This window comes from Leptolyngbya sp. AN02str, from assembly GCF_050565595.1.
In the GTDB taxonomy this organism is placed as follows: domain Bacteria; phylum Cyanobacteriota; class Cyanobacteriia; order Elainellales; family Elainellaceae; genus Kaiparowitsia.
The window spans coordinates 45119-56749 of sequence record NZ_JBNXVR010000031.1 but is presented as its reverse complement, the minus strand read 5'-3'; the positions used below and the strand labels follow the sequence as shown (position 1 = coordinate 56749).

The 11631-nt window shown below is 52.5% G+C and carries 10 protein-coding genes; 7 read left to right on the top strand and 3 right to left on the bottom strand.

The genetic code is table 11. The features are described from left to right. The first annotated feature begins 133 nt into the window (after positions 1–133). On the top strand, positions 134–1375 hold the full coding sequence (locus ACQ4M4_RS20265; RefSeq protein WP_430686276.1) for a DUF4912 domain-containing protein: 1242 nt from the start codon (positions 134–136) through the stop codon (positions 1373–1375). Positions 1376–1594: 219 nt separating this feature from the next. Here the strand turns inward: ACQ4M4_RS20265 and ACQ4M4_RS20260 are convergent, their stop codons facing one another. Beyond that, entirely contained in the window at positions 1595–3604 is a 2010-nt protein-coding gene (locus ACQ4M4_RS20260) for a protein kinase domain-containing protein (protein ID WP_430686275.1), read from the bottom strand. Positions 3605–3971: 367 nt separating this feature from the next. On the opposite strand from ACQ4M4_RS20260, the gene ACQ4M4_RS20255 reads away from it, so the two are divergent. Next, positions 3972–4178 carry a hypothetical protein gene (locus ACQ4M4_RS20255; protein ID WP_430686274.1) on the top strand — a complete coding sequence of 69 codons (207 nt, stop codon included), beginning with the start codon at positions 3972–3974 and terminating at the stop codon, positions 4176–4178. Then, on the top strand, positions 4175–4876 hold the full coding sequence (locus tag ACQ4M4_RS20250) for a GIY-YIG nuclease family protein (protein WP_430686273.1): 702 nt from the start codon (positions 4175–4177) through the stop codon (positions 4874–4876). Before ACQ4M4_RS20255 ends, ACQ4M4_RS20250 begins: the two co-directional genes overlap by 4 nt. 227 nt (positions 4877–5103) lie before the next feature. On the opposite strand, the gene ACQ4M4_RS20245 is transcribed toward ACQ4M4_RS20250, so the two are convergent. Then, complete coding sequence (locus ACQ4M4_RS20245; RefSeq protein ID WP_430686272.1) at positions 5104–5607, bottom strand: sterol desaturase family protein; 504 nt, start codon at positions 5605–5607, stop codon at positions 5104–5106. Between the two features lie 186 nt (positions 5608–5793). After that, positions 5794–6384 carry a hypothetical protein gene (locus ACQ4M4_RS20240; protein ID WP_430686271.1) on the bottom strand — a complete coding sequence of 197 codons (591 nt, stop codon included), beginning with the start codon at positions 6382–6384 and terminating at the stop codon, positions 5794–5796. A gap of 794 nt (positions 6385–7178) precedes the next feature. Here ACQ4M4_RS20240 and ACQ4M4_RS20235 point away from each other — a divergent pair. The 4 genes from ACQ4M4_RS20235 (at position 7179) to ACQ4M4_RS20220 (ending at position 11604) form a co-directional block, all read left to right on the top strand. Beyond that, entirely contained in the window at positions 7179–8540 is a 1362-nt protein-coding gene (locus ACQ4M4_RS20235) for an ABC transporter substrate-binding protein (protein ID WP_430686270.1), read from the top strand. After that, positions 8537–9445: a carbohydrate ABC transporter permease gene (locus tag ACQ4M4_RS20230; RefSeq protein ID WP_430686269.1), complete on the top strand. Its 909-nt coding sequence runs from the start codon at positions 8537–8539 to the stop codon at positions 9443–9445. Before ACQ4M4_RS20235 ends, ACQ4M4_RS20230 begins: the two co-directional genes overlap by 4 nt. A gap of 3 nt (positions 9446–9448) precedes the next feature. Continuing rightward, positions 9449–10351 carry a carbohydrate ABC transporter permease gene (locus ACQ4M4_RS20225; RefSeq protein WP_430686268.1) on the top strand — a complete coding sequence of 301 codons (903 nt, stop codon included), beginning with the start codon at positions 9449–9451 and terminating at the stop codon, positions 10349–10351. A 134-nt stretch (positions 10352–10485) separates the two neighbouring features. Beyond that, positions 10486–11604: an ABC transporter ATP-binding protein gene (locus ACQ4M4_RS20220; RefSeq protein ID WP_430686267.1), complete on the top strand. Its 1119-nt coding sequence runs from the start codon at positions 10486–10488 to the stop codon at positions 11602–11604. Positions 11605–11631: the final 27 nt, after the last annotated feature.

Below are 11631 nucleotides of genomic sequence, written 5' to 3'. Positions count from 1 at the left end.
ATTTTTCCCACTATAGGTACCAGAACATTGATCCCCATCGATCCCGCTTTATTAGAATCGGCTTTTTACACATGCTGATGACGGTTCAAGTTGGGTAACGACGGTTTTGTCACGATATGGGAAGGTAAACGACATGGCTCAAGAACGCCCACCCCTCGAGGAAATGACACTCCGGCAGCTTCGTCGGGTGGCTAGCGAATATAGTGTTTCGAAATATAGCCGGATGCGGAAGGATCAGCTCATTGCTTCCATTCAGGAAGCCCAGCGTGCTAGTGGCGCGCCTGTAGTTGTTCGCACAGTGGAGACACAAGAGGTCGTGGAAGCAGCAAAATTTGATGTTGGTCAGACGGATTTGACGGGTGGTGTGTTAGCAACAGTGGATGAGCCGCTGGCCGATTTGCCGGATGGATATGGCGAGAGCCGCATTGTGCTGTTGCCTCGCGATCCCCAATGGGCCTATGCCTACTGGGATATCCCGAACGACCACAAAGAAGAGCTGCGCCGGCAGGGTGGTTCTCGGTTGGCCCTACGCTTTTACGACGTGACAGATATTGATGTCAGCTATCAGCGGCCTCATAGCTTGCAGCAGTACGAATGCGATGAGTTGGCGCGTGAGTGGTATTTGCCCATTCCAGTGAGCGATCGCGACTACATGGTTGAAATCGGCTATATCTGTGCCGATGGCCGTTGGCTCATGTTGGCTCGTTCGACTCCTGCTCACATTCCTCCCGTTTATCCATCCGATTGGATTGAAGATCACTTCATCACCGTCGATTGGAATGAAGATTTGCGCGGTCAGCAAAAGTTTGATCTGGTGCCACCCAGTAAGCGCACATCGCCCAGTGCAGTTAGCGAAGCCATTTACTCCGAAATCTTCGGCATGGCACAAGTTGCTGAAGGTCAACGGGTGGATGGTTCCCTATTTGGCTCGATGCAGCATGTGGCCGGTTCCATCTCTGGTTCCGAGCAGTTTATGGCAGCTCAGGCAGTTAGCTCCTACATCTTCCCTTCGGGCGTGGGCCTGTGGGCCGTGCCCACCATGTCGGGCTTAACCATGTCTGGTGCTGGCTTCTCGGGATCGGCTCCTCCGGTGCGTCCCCGCAAGTTTTGGCTCATTGCCGATGCAGAGCTGATTGTGTACGGTGCAACCGAGCCCGATGCCACAGTTACGATTGGTGGCCAGCCCATCAAGCTCAGCCCCGATGGAACGTTCCGCTTCCAAATGTCCTTCCAGGATGGACTGATTGACTATCCCATCATGGCGGTTGCGGCTGATGGCGAGCAAACACGCTCCATCCACATGAAGTTCAATCGCGAAACGCCTGAGCGCAACACCAACACCAAAGATGAGGCAAAGTTGGAGTGGCTCTCGTAGGCTCAACGTTCATGCATTAATTTTCGTTTCCCTTACCTCCTCGCTCTCTGCCATGGCAGAGGGCGTTTTTTTAGGAGGCCGGATTTGTCAACGAATCAGGCCCTCGGCACTATTCAAAATCAGACCCTAAAACTCTAGAACTCTGTACTGCTCGCACAGCAAGCGGCACAGAGTTCTAGAGTTTTAGGGTTAATGATGGCTGCTTGCTGCTTGGATGAGTTAAAGCTGCCACACCCGCACCGTATTGTCTGAACTGCCGCTGACCAACGTTTTCCCGTCTGCACCCACCGAGAGAGCGTTTACACTATCTGTGTGGCCCACAAGGGTATCAACGAGTTCGCCCGTTTCTGCCGACCACAGCTTAATCGTAGAATCGCTGCTAGCGCTAAAAAAATGCTTGCCATTAGGCAAAAAGGCCACCGCATTCACATCGCGCATATGGTCTGAAAAATTGCGAATGATGCTCCCAGTTTGAATGTCCCAAAGCTTTATGGTTTTGTCGCGGCTGCCACTGACAAGTCGGCGGCTATCGGGACTGTAGGCCAAAGCATTCACTGCACTAACGTGGCCCGAGAAGAGCTTGATTTGCTCAGCGGTTTGCAAGTTCCACAACCGAATTTTGTTATCTAATCCACCGCTTGCAAATGTTCTTCCGTCGGGGCTGGCCACGATAGTTTTGATCATGCTGAGCACCCCTGGCAGAATGCGCAGTGTGGCACCGTTCGACACTTGCCAGAGCCGAATGGTGCGATCTTCGCCACCGCTCACTAACACCCGACCATCGGCTGTAATGGCGATCGCATTCACATCGCGAGCATGGCCCGTCATATTGCGAATCAGCGCTCCCGTTGGCAAGTACCAAATTTTAATCGTGCAGTCATCGCCAGCACTGGCCAGCAATTTGCCATCGGGGCTAATCGCCACTGTATTCACATCGCGAGTATGCCCAACCAAATTAAAGATCAGTGAGCCTCTTTCTGGATTCCACACTTTTACCGTGTCATCCAGGCTGCTGCTGGCAACGAGATTGGCGGTGGAATTATAGGCAACACTCGTTACCCAGGATGTGTGCTCGGTCAACGTATGCACACAGCGCCAGCCCGACGACTGCACAACGGTGCGGGCAACAACCTGGCGCGGCGGAGATGATGGCGGTTGAGATACTCTTGGCGGTGAACTAGGGAGCGATACGCCAGCCCGGTTGGGGGTTGCTTGGGGAGCCGCTGCCGCAGGACGAGCCTTGTTTGCATTTGGCGTGGCAGGTCGTGCCGTCCGCTGCTGCATGGGCGATCGAAACTGGGGAAATTGATTTTTGTTTGGCTTGTTGGAAGGAATGAAATAGTCTGCATTCAGGTCGCGCATCACATCATCGGCCGACTGGTAACGCTCTGCCAGCAAGTCCTTCAGCATCATGTCAAAAATGTGGGCGAGCTGATCGCTGACCACAACCTCACGCTCCGTCAAAAACTCACGCCAAATCCACCGTCCCTCCAGCGGATCGTATAGATTATCGGGGCGCGTCTGCGTCATGAGGTGAATGCAGGTTGCTCCGAGGCTGTAGAGATCGCTCGCGGGATAGGCCTTGCCACCCCGGAACTGTTCGATAGGGGCATACCCCTCAGTGCCAATGCGCGTGCCCGTTTGGGGATCTGCATCTCCAATTTGTTTGGCCACTCCAAAGTCAATCAGCACTAAGCGGCCATCGGCTTTGCGCCGCAAGATGTTGGAGGGCGTGATATCTCGGTGAATGACATTTTTGTTGTGAACAAAGCGCAGCACGGGCAGCAAGTCGGCTAATATTTCTCGGATTTGCCGTTCGTTGAAGGAGCCATTCTGGCGCATTTCTTGCAGCAAGCTCTGGCCTTCTACAAATTGCTGCACAAGATACAGGTAATTATCTTGCTCGAAGTAGGCTAGCAGTCGAGGAATTTGGGGATGCTCTCCCAGCTCATCGAGCCGGACGGCCTCTTGAGTAAACAGGCGAACCGCTTTTTCGAGCGACTTGGTGCCTTGCACTTGGGGCGAAAACTGTTTGATAACGCATTGGGTGCCCAAACGATCATCATCCAATGCGAGATAGGTGCGGCCAAACCCACCCTGACCAATGGGCTGAACTGGTCGGTAGCGCCCCCGTAGCTGCACTGCCAAAGTAGCCCCGCAGTTTTCACAAACCGTTGAGCCGTCCGGATTGAGAGGCTTGTTGCACTTTGGGTTGAGACAGCAGATCATGGCGGGTAGCGCACGTGGCGGGTATAGTCTAATTTTCCCTTGCTACAGGGCGATCGCGATCGCTTGGTTCCACATCCTGAGGTCTTAGGCTACCCGTTTACGTTCATAAGGAAGCGAAAGCAGGTGGATTATAGCGGCTGGGCAGCTGCGGTGAGTCAGCAAACCAAATCACTCGATGGGATGACTTGCGAGCGCTAAGAAGTTCATATTACAAGTGATCTTCTCGAGATGCCACTTTTCCGCCATGAGTCCTGAATGTGAGGCTAAATTCGCTGGGGCTTGTGATGTTGCGACGCCCGAAATTGGGGATTTTTGGCTGCATGTCTGAATCTTAGCTGCGCTCTAAATTTTGGTGGCGCGTTGAATCATGTGCCGGGTTGCCGAGGTGCCAGCTCGCGAATGGGCGGGTCTAGTCATGGATACGGCTGATGATGGGCGATCGCTCTACGGTGATATGACGGTTGCATGGAAATTTTACGGAGATCGTCAATCTGGCATTATGATAATCGTTCGATTAGGTTGGCAGCGCTGGAATGCATTTGCTTTATCGAGGGTGACTGGAGAACAACTTTGAGCCAAGATCATCAGCTTTCTCTGTTTTCGCCGATACAGGATGTCCAAATGCAGCGGTTTGTTGCCCCAACCGATTTGCCCGACCTAACCCAAGATGCACTGTTGAGCTGGAAGCAACGCATTTTTGAATTTCAGGAGCAGGTGCGGCATTGTGGTGTGCCAGAACAAGGCTCTCTTTTTCGAGCGGCAGAGCCAACGGGCACCTACCGTACCCAGCCGAAAGGGGTAGCTGTCGATGGAGAGACCGAGCCAGCCTCATCCCCAACGGTTTACTACGGCAATTTTGGGGGCGATCGCCCATTTCCCAAAGCCGAGGAGATTGATCCCTTTGCCTTGCCACCGCAAAATACCGAGTTTTGGCGCTGGAAAGCTGGAGATGAAGGCTGTGCTGCCCTGTACTTTGTGATCGATCATGAGCTGCCCATCATTTTGTACGTGGGCGAAACGGTGAAATCGAACCAACGGTGGAAAGGGATACACGACTGCAAGCGATATTTGCAGCTTTACATCAGTGCTCACCGAACCTATGATTTGCCCGTTACGGTGAATACTGGCTTTTGGCCCAACGCACCTCACGATACTCGCCAACGTCAGCGCATGGAATCGGCGCTCATTCGTCGCTGGCGATCGCCCTTTAACAAAGAAAACTGGACGTTTTGGGCAACTCCATTCGTGGGCGGAAAAGAAAAACGCCCTTAAGCCACGGCCACTTTAGGCTTTATGCACTTCATACTGAAAAACCAGGGGGTTGAATGATGTTTGGAGCGCTTAGCGTACCAAACGTCATTCAGCTGCGTAAGCCCTGAGGGTTTTGAGTTCTGGTTTTGAATGGGATCGAGGTACTTATAAACGAGGTACTTACAAACAAAAAGGCTGCCTGTAATGGGCAGCCTCTTTGCTGAGCGACAAAAGTTGCGAGTGGAAATCTAGAACCAGCGCAGTTCGGTGTACCCTTTTTGCGGACGGCTTAGCTCCATCTCATCGATCCAGTCCGTTGCCTTGTATGTGCCAAACACATGGTCCCACCAGTCGACCGCAAGGCCAAAATTGTGGTTCCACTGACCGTACTTATGATGCACGTAATGAACGGGCATCTTCATCCAAAAGCACTTCAGCGGATTTTCGTGCTGGAGTTGGTGGGCGTAGGCCGAAAACGCAGCAAACGCCAGCGCACCCAAAAACCAACCTAAACCTACCGGAAGCGATACCAAAAACATGGGCACCATGACCAAAATGGTGCCTTTAATGTAGTCCAAAAACTCCCAAACAACGCCCTGGCCCTCGTTGCGGCGATGGTGGTCGAGATGCCGCGCACCTGCCCCTTGAGGATACCAGTGCATAATTCGATGAACCCAATACTCCACCAGGCTCGCCAAAATAAAAGCGATCATAAACGAGGCGATCGCAATCACCATAGCTTGTTCAACCACTACTAATCTCACACTCACTACCCTTGTAGCTTAACGAATTGCACCGTTTATCGAGTGATTGAGGCATCCGGCGGATGAACTTCCGCCACACGCCACTTCACGATACATGACGACGCTAAAGTTTGTATTGTTGCGGATTTGTTAGAGAGTTGGATGGTGGAGTGTGCCAGTGTTGGGCCAGGAGCCTTATAAAATGACTGTAACCCCGTCTACGGCAATTTCTAACTGGGCAACATAGGAATTGTTGGATTTGAATAGCGAATCCCCAGAGAGGGCGTCAATGGCTTTGGGCGATCGCGATCGACTTGCCTCAGAAGGAGACAGTTGCAGAATCAGCTTGCCTGCATGAGCTGCCAACTTGGTGCCATCCAGCATGACGTAGCCGCCATAGTCCCAATCAAAGCCATAAAACTCAAACTCGCCCAAGATTGTCTTGAGCTCGGCCAAGGTCGTGCCAACCCGAATTCCTTCAACGGTGCCCCAGTCGCGCCCTATATCCATAATCGAAGCAATTTGCGATCGCTCTGGATTTTCCCAAATGATGGTGAACGATGCATCGACTCCTAAATCGATCGTTGTGCCCAGTTCAGCTTCGCCTTCACCAACCATCATCACATCATCTTCTAATACGGCTTCGCCAAATAGCGTTGCCAGGTCAGCGCGGGTCGTGGTGCGGGTAACAGGCCCAAGCCGTTCCCCCGGAAGAATCGTGCGATCGAGTGTGGCAATCGTGCTCGGTACGGTCTGCCCATGGGAGGGTGAAATTGAAATCGTCATGGTTGTTACTCTGAATAGTCTTGGTATAGGGATACAGCAATAAATCAACTGCTTCCGAGTTTTTACGGAACATTGCTCAAACCCTTGTACCCACTCTATTCAGAAGTTTTTCAAACTCATCCGGAGATTATTTTGTTGGGGCGATTTGGTAGTGCCACCGTCCAAATTTGTCCACGTTCAGTAATATTACTTGTCGAACTTTCAGCCAACCGAAGTCCGGCATATGCGATACCTCAACACCTCAAAATTCAACATGCGTTTTTTCCAAGTTGGGCGATCGCGACACCTTTCATCAACCATTCGCAGCGATCATCCTCGCTGTTCTCGCAAATTTGCCTGGATTCCATATTTTAAACTTGACCAATCTCAACGGCGCGATCGCACGATAAACCGAAGAGTATGGTTACAAAAGTTGATTTTTCTTCTCATGTAATATACCGCTGAGTAGATGTGTGGGGCATTCAGCGTTCGATAAGCTGGGTTTTACTCTGGTTGCATACATTTCTCATCGTGTTTTTGTTGCACCGTGCATCAGCGGCTAAGCTGGCTTGAGTTCCGTTGAAGACAGGGAACAGTGGCGCAAAGTGGCAGAAACATTTTGTTTCGTTTCATTGCAAAGCTCTAGTTTTGATTGAAGGGTGGAATGGTTTTGTGTATCTCTGGTGTCATTCATTGAGTTCACAGCACCATGGAGTCATTCAATCTTTCGTTGCAAAAACATGTTGTGAAATTTTGTGCGATCGCATTACTCAGTTGCTGACTGCTAGTGCTTCAGCTCCATCCTTTCTACTTCCATGAAACCTGTTAAAACGATTCCCAAAACGATTACGACATACTGGCAAGAATCGACTCTGTTTCGATATACCAGCTATGTCATTGCATTCTGCCTGAGTGCACTGTTGGTGGTGATTCCTGCGGCATTTTCCCAACAGCCCGTTGAGCTTAGCTTTATCATGCTGGCTCCCGAAACACCCTTCTTTGAGCCGTTAATTCGTGAGTTTGAGGAACAAAATCCCGACATTCGCCTCACGATGGTTGAAGGCCCCAACGCCGCAAATCTTGTTGAGGACTTGAATACCTCTGCCTACCTGCTGGGAAGTTCTCCCTATGACCTGATCAATCTGGACGTAGTGTGGACTTCCAAATTTGCGGCGGCGGGTTGGCTTATGGACTTGAGCGATCGCTTCCCTCCCGAGGCGCGTGAGCCATTTCTCGAAGGTGACATCGAAGGCAGCATTTACAACGGCAAACTCTATCGAGTTCCCTGGCGAACCGACGCAGGACTGCTCTACTATCGGCAAGATTTGCTCGATCAAGTGGGTGCCCAACCCCCCGAAACCTTTACCGAATTGGTTGATACTGCCAAGCAGGTGCAGCAAGCAGGCGCAGCCGATTGGGGATATCTCTGGCAAGGCCGACAGTACGAAGGTGCTGCGGCCATGTTTGTAGAGGTCTTGCAAGGATTTGGCGGCTACTGGATTAATCCCGACACGTTGGAGGTGGGGTTGGATCAGCCCGAGGCCATTGAAGCAGCCAGCTTTTTGGTGAGCACCATTCAAGAGCGAGTTTCACCACCGGGAACCACCACCTATATCGAAGAAGATGTGCGTCGTCTCTTTCAAAGCGGCAATGCGGTGTTTATGCGCAACTGGCCCTATGCGCTGCCGTTGCTGAATGAGGATGGATCGCCCGTACAAGGTAATGTGGGAACGCGCCCCATGGTATCGCAACCCGGTGTGGATGGCGGTGGTTGTCTCGGCGGCTGGGGTTGGGGCATTTCTACAACAACACAGCACCCCGAAGAGGCGTGGCGCGTAGTGGAATTTTTCACCAGTCCCGAGGTGCAAAAGCGATTTGCTTTGGAAGCAGGCTTTTTGCCCTCGATTCGCTCGCTCTATCAAGATGCGGAGCTGTTGGCCCAGTATCCCTACTACACCGACCTGTTTGAGGTGGTGCAAAATGTGGTGCCGCGCCCACTGACAGCGCAATATGCCCAAGCTTCAGATATTTTGCAGCGATACCTAAGTGCTGCATTTTCGGGACGCACTGGTGCAGAAGATGCGCTGCAGGCAGCGGCTCGCGAAACCCGTGCCCTGCTAGAGTCGGGGCGTCCTGCCGATGCACAAGAGACCAATGAACCGGAGGCCGTGGGATGACAAAAGACGTGATTGTACAGCGCGATCGCCGGGTAGGCTGGTTGCTTACATTGCCAGCCCTGTTATTGCTGCTGGGGGTGTTTGCCTATCCTATTGGTCAAGCCTTTTGGCAAAGTGCCTTTACCCAAAACCTGGGAACCCAACTCCAGCCAGAGTTTACAGGTATTGCCAACTATGTACGTATGTCGCAGGACGGGCGCTTTTGGCAAACGTTGTGGAATACCAGTATCTTTACCGTCTTTTCCGTATTGTTTGAGTTTTTGTTGGGGTTGGGGGTGGCACTGGTGCTCAACCAGGCATTTCGAGGCCGAGGGGCTGTGCGCACCATTGCCATTTTGCCCTGGGCCTTGCCCACAGCGCTGATTGCCCTGGCCTGGGCCTGGATTTTTAACGACCAGTATGGAGTCGTGAACGATATTTTGCTGCGGTTAGGAATCATTGACTCGGGCATTAACTGGTTGGGCAATCCAACGTTGGCGATGGCCGCAGTGATTTTTGCCGATGTTTGGAAGACGACGCCGTTCATTAGCATTTTGCTATTGGCTGGGTTGCAGTCCATTTCCGAAGACTTATATGAAGCGCACCGCATTGATGGGGCGACACCCTGGCAAAGCTTCCAGCAAATTACTTTGCCTTTGCTCATGCCCCAAATTGTAATTGCGCTGCTGTTCCGGTTTGCCCAAGCCTTTGGCATCTTTGACCTGATTCAGGTCATGACGGGGGGTGGCCCTGGCGGCGCAACCGAAACGGTGTCGCTCTACATCTATTCCACGGTGATGCGCTACCTGGACTTTGGCTATGGTGCCGCGCTGGTGGTGGTCACATTTTTACTGCTGGTGTTGGCGGTGGCGATCGCCGCCTTCTTCCTCAATCGTTCTCGATCTAACGCAAGTGGGGTGAGCTAAGCCATGACGACAACCTTTCCCGAATCCGTTCCACCATCCAGACATGGCCCAGAGCCATCGGCTAAGCAGCGTTCTGGCATCAACTGGCGATCGATTATTCTACCGATCGCCGTGGCCCTAGTCGTTATCTTTTGTTTGGCTCCGGTGTTATGGCAACTGCTCACCTCCGTCAAGGTGAATCAAGACATCTCGGCAGTACCCAATGTGTACTTGCCTCGCCGCTTTACCCTCGACCATTACCAACAGCTGTTTGCGCGCCGCCCGTTTTGGAACTATTTGCTCAATAGCTTTTTTGTGGCAACGGCCTCAACCCTGCTGGCATTAGGCTTTGGCGCGCCAGCAGCCTACGCCTTGGCGCGGCTGCGGCTCCAAGGGGAGCGCTTCTTGCTCGCCGGAATTTTGATTGTGACACTGTTTCCGCCCATTCTGCTGTTTTTGGGCTTGCTGCGAGTGGTGCAAGTGCTCAACCTGGGGGACAACTACTTGGCATTGATTTTGCCCTACGCAGCAATCAACCTGCCCCTCACGATTTTAGTGATGCGCAGCTTTTTTCAGCAGCTCCCCAAGGACTTGGAAGATTCTGCCAAGGTCGATGGCTATAGCGTGACCGGAACCCTGCTCAAAATTGTGCTGCCCCTCACCTTGCCTGCCCTGGCAACGACGGGCATCTTAACGTTCATTTCGGCTTGGAACGAGTTCATTTTTGCGCTCACCTTCATTACTCGCGAGGGAATGAAAACGGTTCCAGTAGCAGCATCGCAGTTGGGCGGAGCGTCTATTTTCGAGATTCCCTATGGGCCGATTGCAGCGGCAACAGTGCTGGGAACGCTGCCGCTGGTGCTGCTGGTGCTGTTCTTCCAACGACAAATTATCCAGGGGTTGACCTCGGGTGCGGTCAAGGGCTAGCCAGGAAAACTGCGTTCACTGGCATGGGCAGTGCTAACGGGTTCGATGGTTCAACTCCTTGTTTCTAACCTCTTTTCTCAATTCTTTTGATCGTTCTTGTTTGCATTCTTTAGCGTTTACTTGTTGCCTTTCTCATGACACAAACTGATGTTCGTCCAACCGAATCTTCCATTTCCAATGCCCCTGCGTTGGAAGTTCGTAATTTGAATAAAACCTTTGCGCCATCGGTGGTTCCGGTCAAAAGCCTGAACCTGGCGGTTGAATCGGGAGAATTCCTGACGCTGCTGGGGCCGTCAGGCTGTGGGAAGTCCACGGTGCTGCGGATGATTGCTGGATTGGAGCAACCCACCAAGGGCCAAATTTTTATTGATGGTCGGGATGTGACGCGCCTATCGCCGAGCGATCGCAACATTGCCATGGTGTTTCAAAGCTATGCGCTTTATCCCCACATGACGGTGTACGACAACATTGCGTCGGGTTTGCGGCTGAAAAAGGTTCCCCAAGAAGAGATCAAGCCCCGCATTCAAGAAGTGGCCGACTTTTTGGGATTGCATGAGCTGATGAACCGCAAGCCGGGGCAACTCTCCGGTGGTCAGCGGCAGCGAGTTGCCGTCGCCAGAACGTTGGTGCGGCGGCCCTCGGTCTTTTTGCTGGATGAGCCGCTCAGTAACCTGGATGCCCTGCTGCGGGAGAATGTACGGGCGGAGCTGAAGCACCTGTTTGAAGAGCAACAGGCTCCGGTGGTGTATGTGACCCACGATCAGGTGGAAGCGATGACGCTTTCGACCAAGGTTGCGGTGCTGAGCGAGGGCTATTTGCAGCAGCTCGATACACCCGATCGCATTTACACTCATCCAGCGAATCGGTTTGTAGCCGGGTTTGTGGGCAGTCCCCAAATGAACTTTTTGACGCTACCAACGGATGGTCAATCGGTGATGATTGGCGATCGCCGTGCTCCGTTACCCAATGGCATTACCACCCATGCCCGCGAGGTCGTGCTGGGGCTACGACCTGAGCATGTGCGTATGGCTCGCGAAGGCGAAAATCCGACGGTGCAAGGTCGCGTTTCGTTGGTGGAAAACTTGGGAATGCACAAGCTGTATACGGTTTATGTCGAGGGCAAATCTCCCACATCGGTGCGCGCGCTGTTGCCCAACAATGTATCAGTGCCGCAAGGGGAAACGATGGGTCTGGTGTTTGTGGGCAGTGCGGCCCACTGGTTTGATGCAAAAACGGGCGATCGCCTCAACTAAAGCCAACCAATCATCGATTGGACTTCC

Bases quoted from the DNA above. Each gene is read 5' to 3' on its own strand.
- ACQ4M4_RS20255 (WP_430686274.1), top strand. From the start codon at position 3,972: ATGTGCCGGGTTGCCGAGGTGCCAGCTCGCGAATGGGCGGGTCTAGTC.
- ACQ4M4_RS20235 (WP_430686270.1), top strand. From the start codon at position 7,179: ATGAAACCTGTTAAAACGATTCCCAAAACGATTACGACATACTGGCAA.
- ACQ4M4_RS20265 (WP_430686276.1), top strand. From the start codon at position 134: ATGGCTCAAGAACGCCCACCCCTCGAGGAAATGACACTCCGGCAGCTT.
- ACQ4M4_RS20230 (WP_430686269.1), top strand. From the start codon at position 8,537: ATGACAAAAGACGTGATTGTACAGCGCGATCGCCGGGTAGGCTGGTTG.
- ACQ4M4_RS20220 (WP_430686267.1), top strand. From the start codon at position 10,486: ATGACACAAACTGATGTTCGTCCAACCGAATCTTCCATTTCCAATGCC.
- ACQ4M4_RS20240 (WP_430686271.1), bottom strand. From the start codon at position 6,384: ATGACGATTTCAATTTCACCCTCCCATGGGCAGACCGTACCGAGCACG.
- ACQ4M4_RS20225 (WP_430686268.1), top strand. From the start codon at position 9,449: ATGACGACAACCTTTCCCGAATCCGTTCCACCATCCAGACATGGCCCA.
- ACQ4M4_RS20260 (WP_430686275.1), bottom strand. From the start codon at position 3,604: ATGATCTGCTGTCTCAACCCAAAGTGCAACAAGCCTCTCAATCCGGAC.